Genomic DNA, 25,825 nt, shown 5'->3' with positions numbered 1-25,825 from the left:
CGATCGCCCGCGACCTCATCCTCTCGTTGGCCGCCCGGAGCTTCCCCGGGCGGCCAACAAGGCACACCTTCGACGCCTTCTAAAACAGGCCCTAGGTCGCCCCGGCAGGTGTGACGGGGCAGGCCCGTCCAACGACGATCCTCCCGACCGTCGAGGCGAGTGCGAGACTCACCCAAGTCATTGCACACCTCAGCGACTTCAGCTTGGCTATCACTGACGTCAGACCGGATCGCAGCGGAAGCTCGCCGCTTCGCGGCTCGGGCTTCGGGATGGCCTTCACCTCCGCCGTGAACGGCGGAGCACTGGCCAAGATCGCTTCAGTAGATCAGGTAGCCGGGGCGGTGCCCCTCGTCCTCGATCTCCCCGGTGGCCTGGACCCGCAGCTTGCGGGACAGCTCCTCCAGGGCGCGCGAGGCCGCGACCTCCTCGCCGATCCTGGCGAGCGGACGGTCGTCCGCGCTCTTCACCGACTCGCCGTGCGCACTGAGGCCCGGGGCCCTCGCGCCGGTCAGCCTCGCCTCGCACGTCGTGTGCACGCCGTCTTCGTCGAAGCTCAGCTCCACGTCCCACTGGTTGTGCATGCCACACCTCCTGGCACCGGCCCCCGTCGCGCCTGTCCCGGTCGGCACGGACGGTGCACCGCGGGCGGCCGCTCACACCAGCGTGCGCCCGCCGCGCCCACCCCGGCAAGCGCGGGGGCCGGCTCCGGGTCCGACCGGCTCCGGCGCCCCCGCGCTGGGCGGGCCTGCGCTGGGCGGCCCTGCGTTGGGCGGTCCCGCATTCGACGGTCGCGCGCTGCATGCCCCCGCGTTGGACGGTTGCGCCTGGGCGGTCCCGCCGTCGAACGGCCCCGTCGGCGCCCCGGCGGTAGGCTGACGGAAGGCGCCGCGACCGCTGCCCGACCCCAGGACCGCCGACGCGGCGCAGGCAGCGATCCGCCGAACGGCGACCGGCAACCGGCGATCGGCGACGTCGGGGCAGCGACACACCGGGTGGTCCCTCCGTGGCGGTCTTCCTCCTCGCTCTGAGCGCCGCCTGCTGCCTGGGCCTCGGGTTCGTCCTCCAGCAGCACGCCGCGCAGCGGGCCCCACGTGCCGACATGCTGCACTGGCGACTGCTGCTGGACCTGATGCGGATGCCCGAATGGCTGCTCGGCACCGGGTTCATGGTCAGCGGACTGATCCTCTCCGCGCTCGCGCTCAACAAGGGCGAGGTGTCGCTCGTCGAACCGCTGCTCGCGACCAACCTCCTGTTCGCCATGGCCCTCTCCCGCATGCTGACCCGTCAGACCCTCGGCCGCTCGGGCTGGGCCGGAGTCCTGCTGCTGGGACTCGGGGTGACGGCGTTCATCGTGGCCGGGCAGCCCTCCGGGGGCGGAGCGCCCGCCGGGGAACTGCGGCACTGGCTGGTGGTCGGCACCGTCGTCGGACTCGTCCTGCTGCTGGTGTCGGCGGCCCGGAAACTGCCGCTCTTCGAGGAGGCGACGCTGCTGGCCCTCGCCGCCGGCCTCCTGTACGGACTGCAGGACGCACTGACCCGCACCACCACCCAACGGCTCGACCACGACGGGCTCTCCGCCGTGCTGCGCACCTGGCAGCCGTACGCCGTGATCGTGGCGGGCGTCATCGGGCTGCTGCTCGTGCAGAGCGCCTTCGAGGCCGCGCCGCTGCGGATGTCCCTGCCCGCGCTCACCGCCGCCCAGCCGATCGCCGGGATCGCCTGCGCGGTCGGCTTCCTCGGCGACCGGCTACGGGTGACCCCGGGCGCACTCGCCTGGGAGTCCCTGGGGCTGGTCGCGATCGTGGTCGGCGTCATCGTGATCGGCCGCCACCGGGCGATGCCCGGCACCGTCCGCGACACCCTGGAGAGCATCGGCGCGCCCCCGGACGACCGCCCCGACGACGGCACGCCGGAGAGCGGCGCCCCCGACGGCAGGATGGACGGCGACGCGAGCATCCGGACGGACGGCGGCGCGAGCAGCACCCCCGACAGCCGGACGGTCGGCCCGACCGGCCGCAACGTGAACGGCCCAGCGGACAACCGGACGGACGACGGCCCGGCGGACGGCCCACCCGACAGCCCACTCGACGGCACGCCCGACGGCCCACGTGACAGCCCACCCGACAGCCCGGCGAATGGTTAGGCAGCCGGATGTGCTGGAGCGCGCAGGCGGACGCGGTGGCCGGTGGGGTCGTCGTGGGCCTCGGCGTCGCGTGCCTGGTCCGCGCCCGCCGTTCCGGCCGCCCGCAGCGGCTGCCGCTCGCCGCGCTCCCGCTCGTGCTGGGCGCGCACCAGCTGCTCGAGGCGGTCGTCTGGCTCGGCACGGACGGCGATCTGCCCGCCGCCCTCGTCGGCTGGGCGCGCACCGCCTGGGCGGCGATCGCCCTGCCGCTCCTGCCCGTGTACGTCCCGGCCGCCGTGTGGTGCGCGAGCACCGAACCGGGCCACCCGGCCGGACCGGACCGCCGTCGCGTGCTGTCGGCCCTCACCCTGCTCGGCACGGTCGTCACCGTCCCGCTCGCCATCGCCGTCGCCGCCCACCCGGTCGTGGCCACCGAGCACGGCCACACCCTGACGTACGGCATCGGCGTGCCGCACCCGGCCGTCCTCCTGGCCGGCTACCTCCTCACCACCGTCGGTTCCCTCCTCATCAGCGGCGACCGCGACCTGCGCCGCCTCGGATTCCTGACCGGCCTGGCCGCCGGCCTCTGCGCCCTGCTCTGGCGGATCGCCTTCCTCTCCACGTGGTGCGCCCTCGCGGCGCTGGTCAGCGTGCTGCTCGTGCACTGGGCGGGCCGCCCTCCGTACGCGCCGACGCCGGGTGGTAGCGGGCGTCCTTCCGGGGCCAGTCGTGCGCGAGGAACGGCGGCCGGTCCACCCGGTCGAAGCACCGCACCAGGAACTCGGTGAACGTCCCCGCGGTCTCGAACCACTCGCCGCACTCACTCCACACGATGATCCGCCAGTCGTCCGGATCCGGTTCCTCGGCGAGGAACCAATACGTGTTGGCCTGTTCGTCGGCCCCCCACAGGACGAGCCCGCCCGCCTCGGGATGGAACGGCCACGGCAAGCGCCCGTAGTCCTCCGGCCCTCGCGGCCACCCGTGTTTCCAGAGCCGCTCGGCCTCCTCTGCGCTCCCCTCCATCGGCCGCTCCAACTGCAGGTACTCGTCGACCGTGCCCGAGCCGTAGAGGTCCAGGAAGGCCTTGTAGTCCGTCGGTAGTCGGAACCCGAGCCAGGCTTCCGAGGCCGCCCAGAGCTCAGGCTGCGCCGACCCCCACGTCGCGGGCTCGCCCAGCAGTTGCCTCAGTTGGCCAAGCGCTCTGCCAGCCATGGCCGCACCCCCTTCCGATTCGTACGAGCCGCATACTGCGCCGCCCCACTGACAGCCCCCAGCCCCTCACCGACGCCTCCCCCTGCCGCACGGCTCCGCCTACCCCCGCGCGGGCTCCGCTGCCCGGTCGGGTTCGTCCGCCACCGCCGGGGCGCGGCCGCGCAGGCGGTCCATCTCACGCCACTCCCGGCGGAGGCCGGCCGCGCCCGTGGTCACGAAGTACAGGACCCCGGACGCGACCAGCACGGGTATCAGCCCGACCAGCGCCACCGTCGCGCCGGCGAGGAGGCCGCCGAGGGGGATCCCGGCCCAGGCGAGGGAGTCGCCGAGGGCATGGACGCGGCCCAGGAGCGGGCGGGGCACCCGCTCGAAGAGCACCGCGCCGAGGATCGGGTTCAGGAAGCCCGAGCCGAAACCCGCCACCGCGAACACCGCCACCACCGTCCACAGCGGGGCGCCGGACGCGAGCACGAGGAAGCGCGGTGCCCCGGCGAGCAGGAAGCCGGCGAAGAAGACGGCGCGGCGCGGCAGCCGGTGGGCGACGCCCGCCGCGATCAGGCTGCCGGCCACCGCCGCGATCCCCATGGCACTGCCGGTGAGGCCGATCGCCGCCGGGCCGTTCCCGGAGTCCTGCGCCCAGACCGGGACCAGCACGGTCGCGAAGCCGGCGTCCAGCAGGTTGGTGATGCCGATCGTCACGATCACGGTGAGCAGCAGCGGTTCGGCGCGCAGGAAGGCGAAGCCCTCGCGGAACATCCGCCAGTACCCGCCGCCGCCCGGTCCGGCCACGCCCGGTTCGACCGCACCCGGTCCGGCAGCACCGGCCCCGGTGGCCGGGGCCGCCGTCCGCCCCATCCCGCGCGGCAGCGCGAGGGCGATGATCAGCGAACCCAGTGCGAACGCCGCCGCGTTGACCACCACGCCTGCCATCGGGCCCGCCATCGCGACGAGCCCTCCGCCGACCGCCGGGCCGAGCGTGGAGGCAAGCCGCTCGGTGACGCCGGAGAGCCCGGTGGCGCGCTCCAGCGGCACCCGCGCGCGGTCCGCCGCCTCCGGCACCATGACGGACTTGGCGAGGTCCCCCGGGCCGCGCATCGCGCCGATCACCGCGACCATGCCCAGCAGCAGCCCGAACGGCAGCAGCCCCAGCGCGTGCAGCAGCGGCACCAGTCCGGCCGCGACGGCACTCACGGCGTCCGTCGTCCAGGAGACGACGCGCGGGCCGAGACGGTCGACCAGGGGCCCGGTCAACGCCTTGACCAGCACGTACGGCGTCATCTCGGCGAAGGCGACCAGACCCGTCATGGTGGCGCTGCCGGTCGTCGCGAGAACGAACCAGGGCAGCGCGACGGCCGACACCCGGGTGCCCGTCAGTGAGACGGCCGATGAGGCCAGCACCCCGACCAGCGGCCGGAGGCTCCGTGCGGGGCCGACGGCGGCGGTGGTCATCCTTGCTCCCCCTCCTGGTCGTCCACCTGGTCGTCCACCTGGTCGGCGTCCGCCGTGGCCTTCGGCTCGGGCAGCACGTGGACGACGACGGCCACCGGCTCGGCGCCCCCGGGCACCGGGCCCTCGGCGTCCAGCCGCCGGTAGCGCGCGACCACGGCGGCCAGGTCGTCGGCCAGTTGCCCGGCCTCCTCCGGCGTGAGGCGGAGCACCAGGTCGCTCAGGTCGACCGCCTTGCGCCACTCGCGCGGCATCGTCTCGAAGGCGTTGAGCGCGCGCTGCCCGGTCAACGTGTGCGCGGCGAGGACGGACCGCAGGTACCCGACGACCGTCTCCGGCTCTTCGTCGGCCTGGTCCTCCCCCGTCCAGACCGTGAGCGTGTGCACCGACCGCCACCACCGCTCGCGCGCGTTGCCGCGCCCCGGATCCTCCTCGACGAAGCCCGCGGCGGCGAGCTGGCGGAGGTGGTAGCTCGTGGCCCCCGAGTTCAGCCCCAGCTGCTCGGCGAGCCTCGTCGCCGTGGACGGGCCCTGCTTGCGCAGCAGCCCGACCAGTTGCATGCGCACGGGGTGGGCCATCGCGCGCATGCCCTTGGCGGTGAGTACGGCGTGCGGGTCGTCACTGTGCATCCAGCCACGGTCATCGGTCATGGCATGAGCGTAGGACCGCAAAGAATTCTTTGCAAAGGGTTTTTTGCGAAGAACTCTTTGCGGTCCACGCGAGGCGCCGCGGACCGGACCGGACTCCACCCCGCGCGTCACCGAACTCCACCGGACGCGTCACTCGTGGGCGACCGCCAGGATCAGGACCACCGTCAGCCCGCCCCCGGGCGTCGTCTCCACCGCGACCCGCCCGCCGGACGACAGCACCAGGCCGTGCAGCGCGGGCCCGACCGGCCCGTCCGGCCGCACGCCCGCGAGCAGCCACTCCCGCGCCTCCGGGAGCTCGCACGCGCCGCGGTCCGCGACCCGGATCTCCACCCGCCCGCGCATCCGCCCGAACCCGCCGGGGCCGCCCCCGGTGCCCGGCCCGAGGCCCGAGCCCAACGCCCCCAGCCCCAGCAGCGCCGGCGCGGCCACCGCCTCCGCCCGCACCAGCACCCGTTCGCCGACCGGGCTGCGCCGGACCGCGTGGTCGACCAGCCCGCCGAGCGCCGCCTCCAGCCGCCGGGCGTCCCCGGCCACCACCGGCAGCCCGGGCGCGACACGGACCGTCACCGCCGCCGACCGCCCGCCGCCGCGGACCACCCGGCGCACCACCTCGGCGACCTGGACGTGCCGCGCCTGCGGCTCGCACCCGGTCTTCCGGTCCGTCCAGCCGAGGCGCACCAGCTCCGGCCGCGAGAGCGTCCGCGGCCCGGCCATCACCCCCGGGTGGAACGTTCCGGCGGCACCGTCCCGGCCGCCCGTGCCCACGCTCCGGGCGCCGCCCGACCGCCCGAATCCGCCCGGCCGCCCGAACGGTCCCGGGCGCCCGAACGCGCCGAACGCCCCGGACCGCCCGAACCCGCCCGGCCGTCCGTGGCCGTCGGAACCGCCGAAGGCACCGAGCACCCGCGCCCCCGACGCGACGTAGCCCCAGAGCTTCCCGCGTGTCATCGCCCTGCCCCTCGCACATCACCGGCGGCCGTCGTCAGCACCGCGACCGGCCGGAGCGGGCCGCTTCCCCGGCCCTCCCGCCCAGCCTGCGCCCCCTCCGCCCGGGTGACAATCGGGCCAGGGGGCGCGAACCGGGCGCATTCCCCCGCCGAGCGGCCGGTCGCGCACCCCCCGACCGGCGGGGAACGGGCAAACCGGCCGAGAAGGGGACAGGCACCGACAGGAGAGCCAGCCGAAAACGGGGCAGGTGCCGACAGGAGAATCAGCCCAGAACGAGGCAGGTACCGACCGGAGAGCCAGAGCAGAACACGGCAGCGAGCGCACCGGGAACGAGACCGGAATCCAGCACAGGCGGGCCGTCGACCCCCCGCCCTAAACTGGCCCCATGCCCCGGCTCAACGACCAGGTGCGGGAGCTGCTCCAGGAGTACGCCGACCTGATCAACATCACCGGCGGGGACGCGTTCCGGGCCCGCGCCTACGAGAAGGCGGCGCGCGCGGTGGGCGGTCACCCGGAGGACGTCGCCGGACTGGACGCCAAGGGCCTCCAGCAGATCCCCGGCGTCGGCAAGTCCACCGCGGAGAAGGTCGCCGAGTACCTCTCCACCGGTCGGATCGGCGCGCTGGAACAGCTGCGCGCCGAAATCCCTTCCGGTGTGCGGGAGATGATGGCCGTCCCCAGCGTCGGCCCGAAGCGTGCCCTCGCCCTCTACCGCGACCTCGGGATCGCGTCCGTCGACGAGCTGGCCGAGGCGATCCGCGGCGACCGGCTCGGCGGCGTGACCGGTTTCGGCGAGCGCAGCGGCGAGAAGATCCTGCACGGCATCGAGTTGATGCGGCAGTCCGGCGGGCGCACCCTGCTGGACGCCGCGACCGAGCTCGCCGAGCAGCTCGTGGCCGCGATCTCCGCCGTGCCCGGCTGCACCCGCTGCGCGTACGCGGGTTCGCTGCGCCGGATGCGCGAGACGGTCGGCGACATCGACGTCCTCGCGACCGCCGAGGACTCCGCCCCGCTGATGGCCGCACTCACCGAACTCCCCTACGTGGCCGAGGTGATAGCGAGCGGGCCGACCAAGACCTCGGTGCTCACCACCGGCGGCGTCCAGGTGGACCTGCGGGTGGTGCCCGAGGAGGACTGGGGTGCGGCGCTCGTCTACTTCACCGGGTCGAAGGCGCACAACATCAAGCTGCGCACGATGGCCGTCCGGGCCGGCCTGAAGCTGTCCGAGTACGGCCTCTTCGAGGTGGGCGGCGAAGCGGAGGGCAAGGCCGACGGCAGGACCAAGGGGAGAGCGGCCGAGGGCGCCAAGGTCGTGTCCGCGACGGAGGACGAGGTGTACGCGGCGCTCGGCCTGCCCTGGATCGCGCCGCCGCTGCGCGAGGACCGGGGCGAGGTCGAGGCGGCACTGCACGGCGAACTCCCGGACCTGGTCCAGGAGTCGGACCTGCGCGGCGACCTCCACACGCACACCGACCTGACCGACGGGCTGGCCACGCTGGAGGAGATGATCGACACCGCCGCCGCCCGCGGCTACGCGTACTACGCCGTCACCGACCACGCGCCCGACCTCGTCATGCAGCGGATGACCGACGAGAAGATGCTCGCCCAGCGCGAGCAGCTGCGCCGACTGGCGGGCCGCCACAAGAAGTTGCGCCTCCTGCACGGCACCGAGCTGAACATCGGCCCGGACGGCGGCGTCGACTGGCCGCCCGAGTTCCTGGCCGGCTTCGACGTGTGCGTGGCCTCGGTGCACTCGCACTTCGGCCTCGACCGCGCCGCCCAGACCCGCCGCCTGGTCCGCGCCTGCGAGAACCCGTACGTGCACGTCATCGGCCACCTCACCACCCGCAGGATCGGGCGGCGCGGCCCGATCGACGTCGACCTGGACGCGGTGTTCGAGGCCGCCGCGCGCACCGGGACGGCGATCGAGATCAACAGCTCCCCGCAGCGCCTGGACCTGCGCGACGAGGACGTGCTGCGGGCGAAGAAGCACGGCGTGCGCTTCAGCATCGACAGCGACGCGCACGCGACGCCGCACCTGGCCTACCCGCGGTTCGGCATCGGCACGGCGCAGCGCGCGTGGCTCACCGCCGAGGACGTCGTCAACACCTGGACGTGGCAACGGCTGAAGCGCTTCCTCCGCAAGGACGCGCTGCGCTGAGAACCGCCGGGCGGCCCCGCCGCACCAGGACCGCCCGGGGAGGTCAGCCGAACGACGCCCCGGGCGAGGCGAGCACGCGCGCCGCGCTGCGGTGTCCGAGCCCGGCGGCCAGGTGGAGGTCGCCGGTGTCCAGGAAGCCGGCGAGGAACCCCGCCGCGAACGCGTCCCCCGCGCCGGTCAGGTCGCGCACGTCGGCCACCGGCGGCACCGCCACCGTGAACGGCGGCTCGCCCGGCACGTCGACGGTGGTCGCGTCGGCGCCCGCCTTGGTGACGACCGTGGTGGCGGCGAGGCAGGCCCGTTCCGGCCCGGGCGTCCCGTCGGCCAGCAGTCCGAGGTAGGCGGACTCGGAGCGGTTGGCGAACACGAAGGTCGGCGCCAACTCGGCCAGCAGGCCGAGGAACCGCTCCCGTCCGAACTGTTCCAGCATGCCCGTCGACGAGGCGTCCACCGAGGTGGTGCCGCCCGCCTGCCGCACCCGGGCGAGCGCGTCGACGGCGCTGCGGCCGACGGGCTCGCCGTCGAAGGAGTAGGCGGGCACGTGCAGGTGGCTCAGGCCGGCCAGCCACGCGTCCGGCACGCGGTCCAGCAGCGTGGCGGCGCCCCGGTCGGGCAGCATGGTGCGCTCGCCGTCGCGGTCGATGAGCACCACGACGCTGCCGGTCCGGCCGCGCCGCTCGACGCGCACGTCCACGCCGTGGCCGGTCAGTTCGGCGACGACGCCGTCGCCGACCGGGTCGTCCCCGACGCAGCCGATGAAGCGGGCCGGGACCTGCCCGGCCGCGAAGCACGCGACGTTGGCGGCGCTGCCGCCGCGCCGGCGGAACACCCGCGCGGCGGAGTCGGTGCCGTGGCGCAGCGGGCCGTCGACCCACACGACGACGTCCTCGACGAGGTCGCCGAGCACCCCCAGCACGGCTCAGGCCTTTCGCGCGGCGGCGAGCGCGGTCGCGATCTCGCCGCCGAGGCGGACGTTGCCGCGGTAGACCTCGACGTTGACCTCCAGGCTGCGGCCCTGCGTGTCGCGCTGGATGAAGTCGAGCAGGAACGGCGTGGACGCGTTGCCGGTGACGCCCCGGCGGTCGGCCTCGGCCCAGGCGCGGGCGAGGATGCCGTCGAGCTCCTCCGGGGGGAGCTGCTCGGCGGGGTCGACCGGGTTGGCGATCAGGACGGCCTGCGGGAGGCCGAGGCCGTCGCGCGCGTCGATGACGCGGGCGGCTTCCTCGGGCGAGTCGACGCGGAAGGCGATCTCGTGGCCGGAGTCGGTGACGTAGAAGCCGGGGTACTTGGTGGTGCGGTAGCCGATGACCGGGATGTTGAAGGTCTCGAAGCGCTCCAGGGTGGCCCGGATGTCGAGGATCGACTTCACTCCGGCGCTGATGACGGTGACCGGGGTGGCGGCCAGCGTGGTCATGTCGGCCGACTCGTCGAAGCTCTCGGAGGCGCCGAAGTGCACGCCGCCGAGGCCGCCGGTGGAGAACACCCGGACGCCCGCGCGGTGGGCGAGGAAGGCGGTGGCGGCGACGGTGGTGCCGCCGTGCCGGCCGAACGCCGCGACCACCGGGAGGTCGCGCAGGCTGACCTTGTCGATGCCGTCCGTGGCGGACAGTTCGGTGATCTGCTCGGTGCTCAGGCCCACCGTCGGCACGCCAGCGTGGACGCCGATGGTCGCCGGGACGACGCCCGCCTCGCGCAGCCGTTCCTCGGCCTCCAGTGCCACGGCGAGGTTGCGGGGGCGCGGCAGGCCGTGGGTGAAGATGGTCGATTCGAGGGCGACGACGGGCGTGCTCTCGGCGACCGCCCGGGCGACCTCGTCGGAGACCCGGATGGCCTCGGGGCTGGGGGTGGCCTCGGAGTTGGGCGCGGTGAGTCCGGTCATGATGGACGCTCTCTGTGACATGCCACTGCGGCGGGGCAAGGTGATGATCAGCGTACGGACGGCTCGGATCGGGATCCAGAATGAGTACTGCCCCTTCCCATAGGCTTTGAACTATGGGTTTGACCTAGGCTTCGGACCATGGGTTTCACCTTGCGTCAGCTGGAGGTCTTCCTCGTCGTCGCCGACACGCTGCACTTCGGCCGGGCCGCCGAGCGGCTGCACGTCTCGCAGCCGACGGTCAGCCAGGAGGTCGCCCGGCTGGAGCGGACGGTCGGCGTCGAGCTGTTCGACCGCAGCCGCCGGTCGGTCCGCCTGACCGAGGCCGGCGAGGTGATGGCCGCCGAGAGCGCCCGGCTGCTCGAACAGGCCGGGGCGCTGCTGGCCCGGGTGCGGCTGCACGAGGAGTCCCGGCTGGGCACCGCCCGGATCGTCGCCTCGCCGAGCGTGGTCAACCGGCTCCTGCCGGCCGTGATCAGCCGGGCCGAACAGGAGCTGCCCGCGCTGGTGGCGGCCGAACTCGCCGTCGACACCGGGCAGGTGTCCGCCACCCTGGCCGCCGAACTCGCCGACATCGGCCTCGGCCGCTTCCTCGCCGAGGTGCCCGGCTACCGGCTGGAACGGATCGCCGACGAGCCGGTCCGGGTGGCGCTCGGCCGCGACCACCCGCTCGCCGGGCGGGACGCCGTCCGGCTCGCCGAACTGCGCGACCTGCCCCTGCTGCTGTGGCCGCGCGAACAGCACCCGCGCTACTACGACCACGTCCTCGGCCTGTGCGCCGACCGCGGCGTGGACCCGCCGGTGCTGGTCAGTCCGCCGCGGATCGTCGGCTCCCGGCTCTACCTGCTCGCCCGCAACCGCGCGTTCTCGCTCGTCCCCGGCTCGATGACCGGCCACCTCACCGGCGACGTCGCCACCGTCCGCCTGGAGGGCCGGGCCACCCTGCCGCTGGAGATGCAGTGGCGCCTCGACGACCGCCGGCCCCGGCTCGCGGCGCTGCGTGACCTGATCCGGCAGGAGGCGGCGGCGCTGGAGGCGGACCGCTGAAGCCGACCCCGCCGAAATGTGCCTTGACGGCCCCGGGAGCACGTTGACGACCCCGCGGGCACCTTGACGGTCACATGCCACCGCCGGAAGGATGCGCGGACCGTCCACCCGGCCCGCGGGCACCACGCCGTGGGCCGCCCGACCCGAGCCCCGAGGACACCCGTTGGCCGTCCGCCCCCTGCTCCGCCGCGCCGCCCGCTTACTCGGCGCCGCCGTCCTGACCCTCACCGCGGCCGTCACCGCCGCCGGCCCCGCGCACGCCGACTTCGGCTCCGGCTACCACGACCCGTACACCGCCGAGAAGCCGCTCACCCGGCCCGACACCCGCTCGTGCACCGTCGAGGTCATGCACGAGCGCGAGTTCCGCAACGGCTACGGCAACCCGCCGGACACCCCGTACGACGCCGCCCTCACCCCGCCCGCCGACTGCGCCGGGCCGTGGTCCGCCGTCGTGCTGGACCTCCACGGCCAGGTCGCCGGGCGGCAGTTCGACCGGATCTTCAGCGTGCGGATCGGCGGCGTCCAGGTGCTGCTGTCCTCCACCCCGGAACCGTCGAAGGACGGCATCCGCTGGAACGTCGAGCACGACGTGACCCGCTACGCGCCGCTGTTCACCGGCGGCCCGCAGCCGTTCAGCTTCGACCTCGCCAACGTCACGGACGCCACCTACACCGGCGTCTACACGATCTCGGCGAGCCTCACCTTCTACACCACCTCCGACCGCTGGCCCGCCCCGCACACCGCGGACCGGCTCCTCACCACCGGCCCGTTCTCGCTCACGCAGGCCACCCCCACCGCCACCCGGGACGTCACCTTCCCGCAGAACCTCGAACGCCTCACCGCCGAGGTCTACACCCGCGGCGGCGGCGCCTGCGAGGAGTTCGCGTACGCCTCCGCGCCCGACGCCTTCGTCAGCGCCAACCCGGGTCTCGGCGCGTGCGGCAAGGGCCCGTTCCGCGAACTGCGGCTCACCGTGGACGGCCGGGTCGCCGGCGCGGTCTGGCCCTACCCGGTGATCTACACCGGCGGCTGGGACCCGCTGCTGTGGCGGCCCGTCCCGGGGATCTTCGCCTTCGACCTGCCCGCCTACCGGCTCGACCTCACCCCGTACGTCGGCCTGCTCCTCGACGGCCGCCCGCACAGCGTCGAGATCACCGTCAACGCCGCCGAGGCGCAGAGCAACGACGCCTGGACCGGCCAGGTCAACCTCTTCGCCGACACCGACCACGGCACCGACCGCACCACCGGACAGCTCACCGACTACCGCGTCGCCCCCGAGGCCGCCGTCACCACCGCCCTCGCCGACCACGGCGGAGGCAGCGGCGACTGGACGGTCGGCGCCGGGCGCCACGACCTCGCGCGCGGCTGGGTGCAGACCTCGCACGGGCGCGTCACCACCGAGGTCCGCGACGACCTCTCCTTCGGCTCGGCCCAGCAACTGCGCGACGGCGGCAACGACGTGACCCTGCACAACGGCACCGACCTCACCCGCTCCACCGCCACCTGGGGCGGCGGCCCGCACCGAACCACCACCGTCCACGAGTCCGAACCGCTCGACGTCACCTACCGCCTCACCCGCGACGCGGCCGGCAACACCGACCAGGTGACCTCGATGGACCTCGGCTACCACCGCGTCGCCACCGCGGCCACCGGCGGCCACGTCACCTCGGTCGCCACCGTCGACCACGCGCTGCGCCCGACCGCCCACCGCCACGACGGCGACCGCACCGTCCGCACCGGAGGCAGCACCGAGGACTACCGCAGCACCGGGCCCGACGGGCCGTACCGGCGGACGATCACCACGGTGGACGGCTGGCCCGTGTCGTAGCGGTCACCCGCCGCGAAAATCGTCCCAATTCGGGCGGAAAAACCCTGGTGCACGGCGCCGGGGAAGCGCATGATGAGAGATGGACCTGCGAGGTAGACGAGGAAGTTCGACCGCAGGAGGCAGTGGCGACAGATCGAGACGGATCAGGGTCTGCCGCTGTGAACTACCTCGGTCGACGATCGAACAACCCACGGCCGGAGGACGCGATGTCCGGAGGCCCCTCCGCCTCGCAGGTTCCGCGCGTCCACGGAGCAGCCCCTCGGCTCCGTGGACCGCTCTTTCACGCCCTCTGCCGACTTCACCGCTGACGACTCACACCTGCCGACTTCACCCCTGCCGGCTCACCCCTGCCGGCTCACCCCTGCCGGCTCACTCCTGCTGACTCACCCCTGCCGGCTCACTCCTACCGGCCGGGCACAGCGAACCCCATCTCCCAGGCGTGCACCGCGATGCCCACCCGGTTCCGCACCCCCAGCTTCCGCTGGATGCTGGCCACGTGCGTCTTCACCGTCCCGGCCGAGATGAACAGCTCCGCGGCGATGTCCGCGTTCGTCCGCCCCGCCGCGACCTGCCCGGCGATCTCCACCTCGCGCTCCGTCAGCGCCACCACCGGCGCCGGACGACCGGCACCCCGGCGCGGCGCCGTCACGTGCCTGAGCAGCCGCACCGTGACCGACGGACTGATCAGGCTCTCGCCCCCGGCCGCCGCCCGCACCGCCTCCGCGAGCAGCGCCGGCCCCGAGCGCTTCAGCAGGAACCCCGACGCGCCGAACTGCAGCGCCGGGTACACGTATTCGTCCAGGTCGAAGGTGGTCAGCACCACGACGTGCACGGACCCCGCGAGCCGCCGGGTCACCTCCAGCCCGTCCATGCGCGGCATCCGGACGTCCACCAGCGCCACGTCCGGCCGCAGCCGCGCGGCCAGCTCGACGGCCGCGACCCCGTCCGCCGCCTCCCCCACGACCTCGATGTCCGGCTGCGCCTCCAGGATCCGCCGCACCCCGCGCCGGACCGCCTCCTGATCGTCCGCGATCAGCGTCCGGATGAGCCGCTCCCCCGGAGCCCCGTTCGTACTCGTCACGCCCGGCAGTCTCCCACGCGGGTGCCGTTGCCGGACGGGCCGGAGTGTTCACGTCGGAAACCCGGCGCGGTTCACCTGCGGACCGTCAGGCTGGCGGGCATGAACGCATCCAGTGGACGTCCCCCCGTCAGCAGGCGCGGTCTCCTGGCCGGCGCCACCGGCCTCGGGCTCGGCGGCGCCGTGTCCCTCTCCGGCGTCGCGGCGACGCCGGCCGCCGCCTCCCCACTGCTGTGGGAACGGCCGGACCGCTCCGGTGCGCCGCGCGTCGCGGGCCTGCACCTCCAGTTCGGCGCGGACGCCTCGCGGGAGGTCGTGGTGTCCTGGCACACCACCGCGTCCGTCGCCAACCCCCGGGTGATGTACGGCACTTCGCACGGCGGCTTCGGCCGCAGCGAGGACGCGTCGACCACCACCTACCGCGACGCCCAGTCCGGCACCGAGGTCCAGGTGCACCACGCCCGGCTGAGCGGCCTGCACCCCGACACGGACTACGTGTACGCGGCCGTCCACGACGGCGCCACCCCGGAGCTCGGCACCGTGCGCACCGCGCCGCGCGGCCGGGCCGCCTTCACCTTCACCAGCTTCGGCGACCAGGGCACCCCCACCCTCGGCAAGCAGACCGCGAACGGCTGGGCCAACGACAACCTCGGCAGCCTCGCCGCCGGCGACACCACCGCCGGGGTCGAGCGCGTCGCGCCGCTGTTCCACCTGGTCAACGGCGACCTCTGCTACGCCAACCTGGCCACCGACCGCGTCCGCACGTGGTCCGACTGGTTCGAGAACAACTCCCGCTCCGCGCGCCACCGCCCCTGGATGCCGGCGGCCGGCAACCACGAGAACGAGAAGGGCAACGGCCCGATCGGCTACGGCGCCTACCAGGCCTACTTCGACCTGCCGTCCTCCGGCTCCGACGACGAACTACGCGGCCTCTGGTACGCGTTCACGGCGGGCGCGGTGCGCGTCATCAGCCTCAACAACGACGACGTCGCCTACCAGGACGCCGGCAACTCCTACGTCCACGGCTACTCCGGCGGCGCCCAGCAGCGCTGGCTGGAACGGGAGTTGGCCGCCGCCGATGCCGACCCGGAGATCGACTGGATCGTCGTCTGCATGCACCAGGTGGTGATCTCCACCGCCGACAAGTTCAACGGCGCCGACCTCGGCATCCGCGAGTCCTGGGTACCGCTGTTCGACCGGTACGGCGTCGACCTCGTCGTCTGCGGCCACGAGCACCACTACGAGCGCTCCCACCCGATCCGCGGCCAGCAGCCCACCGACACCCGCACGCCGATCCCGGTCGCGACCGACACCGGGACGATCGACACCACCCGGGGCACCGTCCACATGGTCATCGGCGGCGGCGGCACCTCCGCCCCCTCGAACCACCTGTTCTTCAGCCCGGCCAAGGCCCGCGTCATCACCGGCGTCGGCGCGGTCGACCCCGCCACCGGCAAGCGCCCGCCGGTGTACGTGATCGAGGACGCGCCGTGGTCCGCCTTCCGCGACGCCGACAACCCGTACGGCTTCGCGGCGTTCGAGGTCGACCCGGGCGAGCGCGGCGGCGACACCAGCATCAACGTCACCTACTACTCCGTCAGCGGCCCGTACGGCGACCTCGTCCCCGTCGACCGCTTCACGCTCACCCGCCCGCGCGGCTCCCGCGGCGGGGGGCGCGAGCTCTGACGGAGCGGGGGCGGGGCCGGACGGATGACGGCGAACAGATAACAGATGACAACTTTCAACATCTGTTATCTGTCATCTGTTTTCTGTTTTCTGTTCGCCGTCATCCGTCAGCCGTCCGCCGTCCCCTCCCGCGCCCAGCACACGCCTCGCTACCGCCCCGGCAGCGTGCACACGACGCGCCAGCCACCCACTCCGTGCGGCCCGGCCGTGAGCACCCCGCCGTGGGCGGCGACCCGCGCCGTGAGGCCGGCCAGACCGGTGCCGCCCGCGCCGGGGCGGCGGCGCAGCAGCCTGCGGCCCCGCCGCGCAGGAGAGCCGCCGTCGTTCGTCACGGAAACCTCGACCTCCGTCCCCACCGCGGCACTCACCCGAACGACCACCGCACCCGCCCCCGGAGCGTGCCGGTGGACGTTCGTCAGCGCCTCCAGCACGACGGCGTACACGGTGGCCCCGGCCTCGGCTGCCAACAGGGCATCCGGGTCCGGCGGCAGGTGGACAGTGGCGCGCGTGCCCCCGGCCGAGTCGAAGCGCGCGACCAGTTCGGGCAGGTCGGCCGGCCCGAACCGGCGCGCTTCCCGGACGGCCTCGCCGGACTGCGGGTCACGCAGCGCACCGACCATCTCGTCCATCGAGTCGAGCGCCCGCAGGCCCGCCTCCTCCAGGCGCCGCAACAGGGCCGCCGTCTCCTCCCCGTCCTGCGGCCCGAGTTGGCCCGCCTGCGCCTCCAGCACGATCCCGGTGATCTCGTGGGCGACGAAGTCGTGGAGCCCGCGGGCGACTTCGAGCCGCTGCTCGCGGCGCGCCCGGTCGACGGCGCGTTCCCGCCGGGCGTCCAGCACGCGCAGGTAGAGGGAGGCCCCGGCCACCCCGAGGGCAGGCAGCAGCGCCAGCAGGAGCGCGATCAGCGACCCCGCCCAACTGCCGTGCGGCATCCGCAGGGTGAAGCGCAGTGGCAGGAGCGCAGCTGCGCACCCGACCGCCGCGCCGACCACGCCGACCCACCGCCCGGGCACCCGTCGCACGACCCGGAACAGCACCGCGAGCAGCGCGAGCCACTCGAACGGCAGCCAGAACGCGGGCAGCCGGTACGGCCCGGAGTACCCGACGTCGAGCAGCAGTGACAGGCCGGCCACGGCCCCCGCACCGGCCGCGAGCGCGATCCGCCCAGCAGGCCACGAAAGCAGCGCGGCCACCGTCACCACCGCCGCCATCACGGCGACGAGCAACGCCGCCCCGTGCTCGCCCGGGTGCGCCAGCACGACGGGCAGCAGCAAAGCCACCCCGGCCATCAGCGCCGGCACACGACGGAACCGGCCGACGCCGGACGGGAGATCGGTACGCACACACGCGAGCCTACGGGCAGCTCTCCCGGGGGATGCCGGGGGATTCGGCCTCCTCCTCCCGATGGAGGCAACTCCACTCCACAGCGGGAGGTTTGGCAGACCCGCACCGAGCAGAGTGGTTCCCGACGCACCTGCCACCGCGTCCCACCCACACACGACCCGCCCACACGCAACCCGCCCACAGGAGGACGGACCATGAACCGCCGCCTCGCCACCGCCGCAGCCGCCTTCTGCCTCCTGGCCGCGACGATCACCGCCGCCGCGCCCGCGAGCGCCACCGCCGGCACGCCCGCCGGCGCGCCCTTCGACACCCACTCCGACGACTTCGGGCCGGTCAGCGTCCACGGGGCCGCCGGGACCGTCCTGACCACCACGTTCACCGGCTTCGAGGGCGACGCCGTGCGGATCGAGGTGGACGCCCACGCCGACGTCAACACCGACCCCCGCACCACCCGCGGGCACTTCCACGTCACCCACGTCCACACCGACGGCCGGCTGGTCGCCGACTTCTCGGGCGACATCACCTGCCTGGGCGTCGGCGGCCGGGAGGCGATCGCGACCGGCGTGGTGACCAGCGGCGAGGCGCCGTGGTTCCCGGGCCGGACGCCGGTGGGCGCGAAGGTGGCGCTCACCGTGCAGGGGAACGGGCGGCACGCGGGCCGGGTCGGCTGGGTGTGGGGCATGTTCGGCGCGCCGGTGTCCGACTGCCAGGGCACGGTAGCGTTCCTCCCCACCACCAGCGGCGGCTTCACCGTGCGGGGCTGAGCCCGCCGGGCCGCCCGACCCAGCTCGGAGGCCCGCCCGATGACCGCCCGCACCACCCCGTCCGGCGACCGGCACGGCGAACGTGCCACACACCCCGTACGTGCCGATCACGCCGCACGCGCCGAACACCCCGAACCCTCCGAACCCTCCGAACCCTCCGAACCCTCCGACCAGGGCGCGGGGTTCACCGGCCACGCAGGGGATGGCCGGTGAACCCCGCGCCCGCCGCCGACCTCCGCCGGCTCGCCGCCGTCGGCCCGTACTTCGCCCTCGGCACGGCCACCTCCGCCGACGACACCCCGCCGCCGGGCTACCGGCCGCTGCGGGAGCTGTACGACGGCGGACCGGACGGACCGCTGGCGGCGCGGGTGCACGTCGTGGCGCGGCGGCTCGGCACCACCGAGCTCCGGGTCGCCGCGTCGATCCTGCACCTGGGCCTGGCCGCGCGGTTCTGGTCGGTCGGCGTGGGCGCGGCCGTCCTGCTCGGGGCGGTGCCGTCACTGGAGGAAGCGTGGATGCGGATCCCCGACCAGGGCCCGATGGACCTGTGGACGCCACAGCGGACACCGCAGGGCCCGTCTGCCACCGGGACGCTCCCGCAGCAACTCCACGACGCCATCGTCGACGGCCAGTTGGAGCCCCTCGCCGCTGCCGTCCGCGCCGTCGTCCCGCTCTCCGCCCGACTGCTGCTCGGCAATTCCGCGTCCGCCCTCGCCGGCACCCTGCGCGTCCTGGACGGTCACGCCCCGGACGCCGCCCGTACGTTGGTCGCCGAGCTGCTGGACCAGCCGCCACTCGCCGGGTCGGGCACACTCCGCACGGGCCCGCACGGCACGGCGTTCCGGCGCCGCAGCTGCTGCCTGTACTACCGCGTGGGCCCGGGCGCCGGCGTGTGCGGGGACTGCTGCTTCACCCGCCCGCCGTCCGCCAAGAGACCCTGAGTCGATAGCGGCCACGGCGACGAGAACGCAGCAGCCCACGCCCGGCTTGTCCAGGGCCGGGCGCGGGCCGTCGATCCCCCGCCCGGTGCCGATGCCCTGGCACCGGGCGAAGTCCTCATCCGTCCACGGTCAGACCGCGACCGCCTCCTCCATCTCCTCCTCGGCCTCGACGTCCGCCTCCTCGCTCCGCGCGGCCTCCAGCGGACGGCGCCCACGCCGCTCGTACAGGGCCGCGGCCACCATGGCCGCCCCGCCGAGCAGGAGCCACACCACCAGCGTCAGGACGTGCCCGCCCAGGCCGGCCCCGCCGTCGAAGTAGAGGATGCTGCGCGCCCCCTCCAGGAAGCCGGAGCCGGTCCAGAAGCCGTGCAGGGTGCCGAAGAAGCCGTTCTGCAGCTCGGGGCGGTAGATGCCGCCGGAGGTCGTGAAGTTGAGCATCACGAACAGGACCATCATCGTGAGCGTGGTCCACTTCTTCAGGAAGGTGTGCAGACCGATGCCGATGAAGACCACACCCGCCGAGTAGAGCCAGCCGAGCGCCCACACCGCCGCCGCGTCGTGGTCGACGACGTGGAACACCGGGCCTGCGGTGACGATCCCGATCACGCTCACGACGAGCGAGACCGCGAGGCCGACGAGCGCCCGGATCCGCATGCCCAGCGCCGCGCCTGCCGCGCCGATCACGGCGACGCTCGCGTACGAGCCGATGCTCAGCGCGACCAGGAGGAAGAACAGTCCCTGGCCGGTCGGGTCGCCCTTGGCGGGTGTCGTGAGGTCGGTGACGTGCAGCGGGACGCCCTGCCGGTCGGTGACTCCGGTGAAGACCGCCGTGGCGGCGACGACCGAGGTGTCCGAGTTGCCCTTGGCGACGATCAGTTCGGGGCTGCGGGCGTCCGGCACGAACGCGCCGACCAGGTCGCGGTCCTTGAGCTGCTGCTCGGCGGCGGCGCGGTCGGGCAGCGTGCGGACGTCGAGGGCGTCCCCGGCCTTCGCGCGGATCGCCTGCGCGAGGCCCTGCGCCTGCGGGGTGGTGCCGACGACGGCGACCTTGAGGTGGTGCGGTTCGGGCTGGTGGAAGGCGCCCTGGTAGGCGAGCGCCATGCCGAGGCACATCAGCAGCGGGGTGATCAGGTGGACGGCGAGGTGCTTGAGCGAGTGCCCCAGGACGGGCGCTGCGGCGGGGTTCCGGGGTGTGCTGCTCATGGCGTTCGTACCGTCCTCCGATGACGCGGTGACACTGTGCTATGTGAAGAGATAAGTGGCACATACAACCAATGAAGGTGGTAAATGCAACCATCTATGGATGTAGCTTACAACTATCCGAGGTCGATCGGAAGCGGGCCCCGAAGCACCCGGACTCACACCAGTTCGAACACCCCGTACCCGAACCCGTCCGCCCGCAGCTCCCCGTCCACGACCCGCACGCCCTGGGCGTCCAGCGCCCGGACTGCCTCCCCCAGCGGCACCGCACCGGGCTCCCGCCGCGGATTGACGGCCACCAGGTACCGCCCCGACCGCGTGTACACCAGCGGGTACCCGGCACACCGCACGTCCACCCCGCCCGACGCACCCAGCCCCGGGTGCGCCCGCCGCAACGCGATCAGCCGCCGGACGGTGTGCAGCAGCGAGGTCGGGTCGGCGCGCTGGGTGAGCACGTCCGGCCGGTGCGGGTCCGGGTCGACGGGCAGGTAGAGCCGCTCGGGTGCGGCGGCGGAGAAGCCGGCCGTCGGGCCGGGCGTCCACTGCATCGGGGTGCGCGAGCCGGCCCGGTTGTAGCGCGGGCCGAGCACGCTGCCCTCGGTGTCGGGCAGGCCCGGCACGTACCGCATGCCGATCTCGTCGCCGTAGTAGACGGCGGGCAGGGTCGGCCAGGTGAGCAGGAACGCGAAGGCGGCGGGCAGTTCCTCGGCGGTGCGCGGACCGGTCGCAAGGCGGGAGAAGTCGTGGTTGGCGGTGGGCAGCACGATGTGGCCGCTGTCCTCGGTGAGCTCGGCGGCCGAGCGCCACGCGTCGAGGAAGACCTGCGGCGTGCCGCGGCCGTCGGCCTCGAAGTAGCACGCGTCCTGGTGCCAGAACTCCTCGACCGTGCCGCCGTTGTTGTTCCAGAGGGATCGCAGCGGGAGGCCGCGGTCGGCGCCGCCGAAGTGGAGGAAGAAGTCGGCGTGGAAGCCGGCCGAGAGGGCGGCGGCCGGGTCGCCCCACTCGGCGAACAGGGCGGCCTGCGGGTGGGTGCGGTCGAGCCAGTCGCGCAGGCCGGTCCAGAGCTTCCCGGTCTCGGTCCGGTCCGGGTCGTCCTTGACGAGCGAGTACGCCATGTCGACGCGGAAGCCCGCCACGCCGAGGCCGAGCCAGTGGGACATGATGTCGCGCAGCGCCGCCCGGTTGGCGCGCGGCCCGTCCGCGTCCACCGGCTGGCGCCAGGGTTCGTCGGAACTCGGGCGCGCATAACCGAAGTTGAGAGCGGGCTGGCAGTCGAAGAAGTTCGGCCGGTAGAAGCCGGGACGGCTGCCGGGCGAGGCGACGAAGCCGTCCGTCTGCCGGTCGGACCAGATGTAGCGATGGTCGGCCGGGTCGTCGACGGCGGCCAGGAACCAGGGGTGGCGGTCGGAGGTGTGGCCGGCGACCAGGTCGAACAGTATCCGGATGCCCTTGCGGCGGGCGGCCTCGACCAGGGCGACCAGGCCGTCGGTGCTGCCGTAGCGCGGGGCGGGGGTGAAGTAGTCGGTGATGTCGTAGCCGGCGTCGCGGAACGGCGAGGCGAAGCAGGGGTTGAGCCAGACCGTGTCGACGCCGAGCCAGGAGAGGTGGTCGAGGTGCTCGGCGATGCCGCCGAAGTCGCCGATGCCGTCGCCGTCGGAGTCGGCGAAGCTCTGGGGGTAGATCTGGTAGAGGACGGCGTCGGCCAGCCAGTCGGGGCCGGGGCGGGTCGAGGTCATGGGCTGGGTCCTCCTGCCGGGTCCGGGGCCGGGTCCCCCGATTCTCGCGCAATCCCGCCCGCCCCGACAGTGCGCCGCACCAGCGCGCCGACCTCGCGACCGGGACCCCGGCGGCGAGCCCACCGCGCGCCCCGCCCTACCGTCCGCAGGCCTGCGTGAACGCCCGGGCCCGGCGCGTGATCTCCGCCCAGTCCCCCGCCGCGACGGCGTCCGGCGGCACCACGTCCGTGCCCGCGCAGACCGCGAACGCACCGTGGGCGAGGAACGCGGCGGCGTTGCCCGCGTTCACCCCGCCCGAGGCGACCAGCGGGACGTCCGGGTACGGGCCGAGCAGGTCCTTGAAGTAGCCGGGCCCGAACGCCTTCGCCGGGAAGATCTTGACGGCCGCCGCGCCCAGGTCGACCGCGTGGGCCACCTCGGTCGGGGTGAGCGCGCCGAGCACCACCGGCACCCCGGCGGCGTGCGCGGCGGCGGCCACCTCGGGCCGGCAGCCGGGGGTGACGAGGAACGACGCCCCGGCCGCGACCCCGCGTTCGGCCTGCTCCGCGGTCAGGACGGTCCCCACTCCGACCCGCCACCCGGCCTTGGAGGCGGCGGACAGGCACTCCGTCACATTCGGTGTGGTGTACGTGAATTCGGTCCAGGTGATGCCACCGTCGGCGAGCGCGGCGCACAGCGCGGCGGCATCCGGGATCCGCGGCGCGCGGACCACGGCGAGGACCCGGTCGTCGCTCAGAGCGGAGAGGGGGGAAGGCGCGGGGGAGGTCACAGGGCTCGGGCTCCTCGATCGGTGCGGCGCAGGGCCCGCCCGGGCCTGGCGCCCGTGGTGCGGCCCTGCCGGACGACGGCGGTGCCGTTGACGTAGACGTGCTCGATGCCTTCGGCGGGCAGCCGGGGCTGCTCGAAGGTGGCGGCGTCGCGGACCCGCTCGGGGTCGAAGAGCACCAGGTCCGCGTGGTAGCCGGGCGCGATCCGGCCGCGCCGGTGCAGCCCGAGCCTGGCGGCGGGCCGCCCGGTCATCCGGGCCACCGCCTCCTCCAGTGTGAGCACGCCCAACTCCCGGCCGTAGTGGCCGAGGTAGCGCGGGAACGTGCCCCAGGCTCGCGGGTGCGGACGGGCGCCGACCAGCAACCCGTCGCTGCCCGCGGTGTGCGCGGGGTGGCGCATGATCGCCCGGACGTTCTCCTCGTGGCCGACGTGCTGGAGGATCGTCGTGGCCAGTTCGTCCCGCCGCAACAGGTCGAGGAAGACGTCCGTGCCGCCGCTCCCCCGTTCGGCGGCGAGATCGGCGACCGTCCGGCCGACCGCGTCCGCCAGTTCGGCCGAGCGGACGCCCGAGACCTGGATCGTCGCCCAGTCCGTGACCACGCCGTGGCAGCCGTCGCTGCCCGTCTCCTCCACCGCGTGCCGGATCCGCTCGCACGCCGCCGGGTCGGCGAGCCGGGCGAGGGTCGCGGCCGGGCCGCCCTCGGTGGCCCAACTCGGCAGCAGGGCCGCCAGGGTGGTGGATCCCGGCAGGTACGGATAGCTGTCCAGGGTGAGGTCCACGCCGTCGGCGAGCGCCGCGTCGACGAGGTCCAGCAGTTCCCCGGCCCGGCCCGCGTTGACGCCGAAGTTCATCGTCGCGTGGGTCAGGTGCAGTCCGCACCCGCTCCGCCGGGAGATCTCCACCATCTCCGCGTACCCCTCCAACGCACCCGCACCGTAGGAACGTTGGTGCGGCGCGTGGAAACCTCCGTAGGCCGCGACCACCGTGCACAGGTCGACCAGCTCGGCGGTGTCCGCGTACGTCCCGGGCGTGTAGCTCAGCCCGCTGGACATGCCGACCGCCCCGGCCAGCAGCCCGCGCGCCAACTCCTGGCGCATCCGGTCGAGTTCGAGCGGGGTCGGCGCGCGGTCGGCCCAGCCCATGGCGAGCATGCGCAGCGAGCCGTGCGGGACGAGGTAGCACGCGTTGACGGCGGCCCGGGTGCGGTCGAGGCGGTCCAGGTAGCCGCCGACGTCGCGCCAGTCCCAGTCGAGGTCCGCCGGATCGCCGTTCCAGCCCGCGAGTTGGCGGCGTAGCGCGGGCAGGGTGGTGTCGTCCACCGGGGCGTACGACAGTCCGTCCTGCCCGAGGACCTCGCAGGTGACGCCCTGGGTGACCTTGGCCGGGTGCTCGGGTTCGAGCAGCAGGGCGAGGTCGGAGTGGGCGTGCATGTCGATGAACCCGGGGGCGAGGACGAGCCCGTCGGCGTCCACGACGCGCCCGCCGTCCGGCCCGGCCCCGATCCCGGTGATCAGCCCGTCGGCGATCCGGACGTCGGACCGGTAGCGCTCCGCGCCGGTGCCGTCGACGACGGTCGCGCCACGGAAGACGACCGCCCCGCCTGGCTCCCCGCCCTCGCCCTGGTTCATCAGAAGAACGTCCTGACCAGCCCGGTGACCTTGGGCTCGGCCGCGTCCGCGGAGTCCAGCACGGGGATCGCGGTCCACTTGTCGAAGGCGGTGCACGGGTGGGATACGCCGAGGCGCAGCACCGCACCGACGGGTGCGAGGTCGCCGGCGTCCCGCAGGAACGCGTGCTGGTCGTTGAGCGCGGTGATCCGGGCCACTGTGTCGGTCAATCCGGTGCCCCCGCGTACGAGTTGCGGCTCCGGCATGCCCTCGTCGAAGGGCAGGTCGCGCTTTCCGGCGTCCAGCAGGGCGAGTTGCGCTTCGGGCCGGGAGACCACGCGCGCCCAGCCGTGCAGGGCACCCCGGAAGGGAGCGTCCCCGGCGCCCCGGACGAGCGGCGAGATGCCGCGGTAGAAGCCGTCGTCGTGCGCGACGTAGGCGCCCGAGCGCAGCACGGTCAACGCGTCCGGCAGCGCGGCCAACTCCTCGACCACCAGGTCGAAGTAGGCGCTGCCGCCGGCCGAGACGATCGGCGGCGCGTCGTCGGGGTAGGCGCGGGCGAGCCGCCCGTGCAGGTCGGCGAGCGCCTTGAGGTAGCCGCGGACGGTGGCGAGCTTCTCGGCCGTCGCATCGTGGGCGAGCGCTCCCTCGTACCCGCCGACGCCGGCCAGCCGCAGGGTCGGGGCACGCAGGACGGCGGCGGCGACCTCGAAGGCCGCGTCGACGCCGCGGGCGCCGGTCCGCCCACCGGGGCCGCCGAGTTCGACGAGCACCTCGACGGGCCGCTCGGCCCCGGCGGCACGCAGCGCCTCGTCCATCAGCTGGACGCTCTCGACGCCGTCCACCCAGGAGACGAAGCCGAACTCCGGGTCGGCGTCGAGTTCACCGGCGAGCCAGCGCAGTCCGACCGGGTCGAGCAGGGTGTTGGCGAGCAGGATCCGCTGGACGCCGAAGGCGCGGGCGACGCGGACCTGGGGCAGGTTGGCGAGGGTGATGCCGTGGCTGCCGGTGTCCAGCTGCGCCTTCCAGAGGGCGGGCGCCATCGTGGTCTTGCCGTGCGGGGCGAGGGCGACACCCGCCTTGGCGCACCAGTCGGCCATGGTGCGCAGGTTGTGGTCGAGGGCGGCGGCGTCGAGGGTGAGCAGCGGGGTGCCGAGCCCACTCAGGGTGGGCCCGGTGGCCAGCCAGTCCCGGACGGTACGGCCGTGCCCGTCGGCCGGGACCGCCTTGAACCGCCAGTCCAGCACCTCGTCGGCGAGCGCCGCGACCGCGGCGGCGTCGATGCCGGGACCGGTGCCGGCGCAGGCGAATGCGCCGCGTGCGAAGGTCTGCCCCACTGTCTTCCTCCATCAGCCAGGTTGCAACATGCGCAACAAGGGTTGCACATGCTGGCATCACGGTTCTAGCATC

At 74.1% G+C, this 25,825-nt stretch carries 20 protein-coding genes and 2 pseudogenes; 8 read left to right on the top strand and 14 right to left on the bottom strand.

Features of this window, described 5'->3' with window-relative positions; translation table 11 throughout:
* Positions 1-317: 317 nt before the first annotated feature.
* On the bottom strand, positions 318-581 hold the full coding sequence (locus ACFVU9_RS37600; protein ID WP_380444924.1) for a dsRBD fold-containing protein: 264 nt from the start codon (positions 579-581) through the stop codon (positions 318-320).
* A 422-nt stretch (positions 582-1,003) separates the two neighbouring features.
* On the opposite strand from ACFVU9_RS37600, the pseudogene ACFVU9_RS37595 reads away from it, so the two are divergent.
* Both ACFVU9_RS37595 and ACFVU9_RS37590 read left to right on the top strand, forming a co-directional pair.
* Positions 1,004-1,843 (top strand): annotated as a pseudogene (locus tag ACFVU9_RS37595) (DMT family transporter); the annotation flags it as partial.
* Between the two features lie 308 nt (positions 1,844-2,151).
* Positions 2,152-2,910, top strand: a complete 759-nt coding sequence (locus ACFVU9_RS37590) for a DUF6629 family protein (protein WP_387601385.1) — start codon at positions 2,152-2,154, stop codon at positions 2,908-2,910.
* A gap of 46 nt (positions 2,911-2,956) precedes the next feature.
* Here ACFVU9_RS37590 and ACFVU9_RS37585 read toward each other — a convergent pair.
* The 4 genes and pseudogenes from ACFVU9_RS37585 to ACFVU9_RS37570 all read right to left on the bottom strand — a co-directional run.
* Positions 2,957-3,334 (bottom strand): annotated as a pseudogene (locus ACFVU9_RS37585) (hypothetical protein); the annotation flags it as partial.
* Between the two features lie 99 nt (positions 3,335-3,433).
* Positions 3,434-4,783 (bottom strand): MFS transporter, encoded by a 1,350-nt coding sequence (locus ACFVU9_RS37580; protein ID WP_387601382.1) that lies wholly within the window; start codon positions 4,781-4,783, stop codon positions 3,434-3,436.
* Positions 4,780-5,430, bottom strand: coding sequence for an ArsR/SmtB family transcription factor (locus tag ACFVU9_RS37575; RefSeq protein WP_380505208.1), 651 nt, complete (start codon positions 5,428-5,430; stop codon positions 4,780-4,782). The genes ACFVU9_RS37580 and ACFVU9_RS37575 overlap by 4 nt, the downstream gene beginning before the upstream one ends.
* Positions 5,431-5,559: 129 nt before the next feature.
* The gene (locus ACFVU9_RS37570) at positions 5,560-6,378 is read right to left on the bottom strand and encodes a hypothetical protein (protein WP_387601380.1); all 819 of its coding nucleotides are present in this window, start codon (positions 6,376-6,378) and stop codon (positions 5,560-5,562) included.
* 385 nt (positions 6,379-6,763) lie between these two features.
* On the opposite strand from ACFVU9_RS37570, the gene polX reads away from it, so the two are divergent.
* Complete coding sequence (gene polX, locus ACFVU9_RS37565; protein WP_387601377.1) at positions 6,764-8,539, top strand: DNA polymerase/3'-5' exonuclease PolX; 1,776 nt, start codon at positions 6,764-6,766, stop codon at positions 8,537-8,539.
* A gap of 43 nt (positions 8,540-8,582) precedes the next feature.
* Here the strand turns inward: polX and ACFVU9_RS37560 are convergent, their stop codons facing one another.
* Positions 8,583-9,455 (bottom strand): carbohydrate kinase family protein, encoded by an 873-nt coding sequence (locus ACFVU9_RS37560; RefSeq protein WP_387601375.1) that lies wholly within the window; start codon positions 9,453-9,455, stop codon positions 8,583-8,585.
* A 3-nt stretch (positions 9,456-9,458) separates the two neighbouring features.
* Positions 9,459-10,418: a pseudouridine-5'-phosphate glycosidase gene (locus ACFVU9_RS37555; protein WP_387601372.1), complete on the bottom strand. Its 960-nt coding sequence runs from the start codon at positions 10,416-10,418 to the stop codon at positions 9,459-9,461.
* 138 nt (positions 10,419-10,556) lie between these two features.
* Here ACFVU9_RS37555 and ACFVU9_RS37550 point away from each other — a divergent pair, with 138 nt between their 5' ends.
* Both ACFVU9_RS37550 and ACFVU9_RS37545 read left to right on the top strand, forming a co-directional pair.
* Positions 10,557-11,462: a LysR family transcriptional regulator gene (locus tag ACFVU9_RS37550; RefSeq protein WP_380444916.1), complete on the top strand. Its 906-nt coding sequence runs from the start codon at positions 10,557-10,559 to the stop codon at positions 11,460-11,462.
* A 163-nt stretch (positions 11,463-11,625) separates the two neighbouring features.
* Positions 11,626-13,290 carry a peptide-N4-asparagine amidase gene (locus ACFVU9_RS37545; protein ID WP_387601369.1) on the top strand — a complete coding sequence of 555 codons (1,665 nt, stop codon included), beginning with the start codon at positions 11,626-11,628 and terminating at the stop codon, positions 13,288-13,290.
* Positions 13,291-13,693: 403 nt separating this feature from the next.
* Here ACFVU9_RS37545 and ACFVU9_RS37540 read toward each other — a convergent pair whose 3' ends face one another.
* Entirely contained in the window at positions 13,694-14,371 is a 678-nt protein-coding gene (locus ACFVU9_RS37540) for a response regulator (RefSeq protein ID WP_380444914.1), read from the bottom strand.
* Between the two features lie 99 nt (positions 14,372-14,470).
* Here ACFVU9_RS37540 and ACFVU9_RS37535 point away from each other — a divergent pair, with 99 nt between their 5' ends.
* Positions 14,471-16,054, top strand: a complete 1,584-nt coding sequence (locus ACFVU9_RS37535) for a purple acid phosphatase family protein (protein ID WP_387601366.1) — start codon at positions 14,471-14,473, stop codon at positions 16,052-16,054.
* 149 nt (positions 16,055-16,203) lie between these two features.
* On the opposite strand, the gene ACFVU9_RS37530 is transcribed toward ACFVU9_RS37535, so the two are convergent.
* Complete coding sequence (locus ACFVU9_RS37530) at positions 16,204-17,397, bottom strand: sensor histidine kinase (protein WP_387601363.1); 1,194 nt, start codon at positions 17,395-17,397, stop codon at positions 16,204-16,206.
* A 195-nt stretch (positions 17,398-17,592) separates the two neighbouring features.
* Between ACFVU9_RS37530 and ACFVU9_RS37525 the strand changes: the two genes are divergently transcribed.
* Together ACFVU9_RS37525 and ACFVU9_RS37520 are read left to right on the top strand one after the other, a co-directional pair.
* Complete coding sequence (locus tag ACFVU9_RS37525) at positions 17,593-18,162, top strand: hypothetical protein (RefSeq protein ID WP_387601360.1); 570 nt, start codon at positions 17,593-17,595, stop codon at positions 18,160-18,162.
* 209 nt (positions 18,163-18,371) lie between these two features.
* Positions 18,372-19,103 carry a (2Fe-2S)-binding protein gene (locus tag ACFVU9_RS37520; protein WP_387601357.1) on the top strand — a complete coding sequence of 244 codons (732 nt, stop codon included), beginning with the start codon at positions 18,372-18,374 and terminating at the stop codon, positions 19,101-19,103.
* Between the two features lie 129 nt (positions 19,104-19,232).
* Here ACFVU9_RS37520 and ACFVU9_RS37515 read toward each other — a convergent pair whose 3' ends face one another.
* From ACFVU9_RS37515 to ACFVU9_RS37495, 5 genes are all read right to left on the bottom strand, one after another.
* A complete protein-coding gene (locus tag ACFVU9_RS37515; protein ID WP_387601354.1) occupies positions 19,233-20,306 on the bottom strand; it encodes a hypothetical protein in 1,074 nt (357 codons plus the stop codon).
* Positions 20,307-20,461: 155 nt separating this feature from the next.
* Positions 20,462-22,039 (bottom strand): alpha-amylase family glycosyl hydrolase, encoded by a 1,578-nt coding sequence (locus ACFVU9_RS37510; protein WP_380505178.1) that lies wholly within the window; start codon positions 22,037-22,039, stop codon positions 20,462-20,464.
* Positions 22,040-22,175: 136 nt separating this feature from the next.
* Positions 22,176-22,808, bottom strand: a complete 633-nt coding sequence (locus ACFVU9_RS37505; protein WP_380505175.1) for a bifunctional 4-hydroxy-2-oxoglutarate aldolase/2-dehydro-3-deoxy-phosphogluconate aldolase — start codon at positions 22,806-22,808, stop codon at positions 22,176-22,178.
* A complete protein-coding gene (locus tag ACFVU9_RS37500; protein ID WP_387601350.1) occupies positions 22,805-24,436 on the bottom strand; it encodes an amidohydrolase family protein in 1,632 nt (543 codons plus the stop codon). Before ACFVU9_RS37500 ends, ACFVU9_RS37505 begins: the two co-directional genes overlap by 4 nt.
* The gene (locus ACFVU9_RS37495; RefSeq protein ID WP_387601347.1) at positions 24,436-25,752 is read right to left on the bottom strand and encodes an alanine racemase; all 1,317 of its coding nucleotides are present in this window, start codon (positions 25,750-25,752) and stop codon (positions 24,436-24,438) included. The genes ACFVU9_RS37500 and ACFVU9_RS37495 overlap by 1 nt, the downstream gene beginning before the upstream one ends.
* Positions 25,753-25,825: the final 73 nt, after the last annotated feature.

This window comes from Kitasatospora sp. NPDC057936 (assembly GCF_042887525.1).
Taxonomy (GTDB): domain Bacteria; phylum Actinomycetota; class Actinomycetes; order Streptomycetales; family Streptomycetaceae; genus Kitasatospora.
This window is presented reverse-complemented; position numbering and strand designations above follow the sequence as displayed.

What these genes read in the sequence shown, in the direction of transcription:
- ACFVU9_RS37575 (WP_380505208.1), bottom strand. Translation starts at nt 5,430, where the DNA reads ATGACCGATGACCGTGGCTGGATGCACAGTGACGACCCGCACGCCGTA.
- ACFVU9_RS37590 (WP_387601385.1), top strand. Translation starts at nt 2,152, where the DNA reads ATGTGCTGGAGCGCGCAGGCGGACGCGGTGGCCGGTGGGGTCGTCGTG.
- ACFVU9_RS37550 (WP_380444916.1), top strand. Translation starts at nt 10,557, where the DNA reads ATGGGTTTCACCTTGCGTCAGCTGGAGGTCTTCCTCGTCGTCGCCGAC.
- polX (WP_387601377.1), top strand. Translation starts at nt 6,764, where the DNA reads ATGCCCCGGCTCAACGACCAGGTGCGGGAGCTGCTCCAGGAGTACGCC.
- ACFVU9_RS37555 (WP_387601372.1), bottom strand. Translation starts at nt 10,418, where the DNA reads ATGACCGGACTCACCGCGCCCAACTCCGAGGCCACCCCCAGCCCCGAG.
- ACFVU9_RS37600 (WP_380444924.1), bottom strand. Translation starts at nt 581, where the DNA reads ATGCACAACCAGTGGGACGTGGAGCTGAGCTTCGACGAAGACGGCGTG.
- ACFVU9_RS37580 (WP_387601382.1), bottom strand. Translation starts at nt 4,783, where the DNA reads ATGACCACCGCCGCCGTCGGCCCCGCACGGAGCCTCCGGCCGCTGGTC.
- ACFVU9_RS37515 (WP_387601354.1), bottom strand. Translation starts at nt 20,306, where the DNA reads ATGAGCAGCACACCCCGGAACCCCGCCGCAGCGCCCGTCCTGGGGCAC.
- ACFVU9_RS37535 (WP_387601366.1), top strand. Translation starts at nt 14,471, where the DNA reads ATGAACGCATCCAGTGGACGTCCCCCCGTCAGCAGGCGCGGTCTCCTG.
- ACFVU9_RS37500 (WP_387601350.1), bottom strand. Translation starts at nt 24,436, where the DNA reads ATGAACCAGGGCGAGGGCGGGGAGCCAGGCGGGGCGGTCGTCTTCCGT.
- ACFVU9_RS37525 (WP_387601360.1), top strand. Translation starts at nt 17,593, where the DNA reads ATGAACCGCCGCCTCGCCACCGCCGCAGCCGCCTTCTGCCTCCTGGCC.
- ACFVU9_RS37570 (WP_387601380.1), bottom strand. Translation starts at nt 6,378, where the DNA reads ATGACACGCGGGAAGCTCTGGGGCTACGTCGCGTCGGGGGCGCGGGTG.
- ACFVU9_RS37510 (WP_380505178.1), bottom strand. Translation starts at nt 22,039, where the DNA reads ATGACCTCGACCCGCCCCGGCCCCGACTGGCTGGCCGACGCCGTCCTC.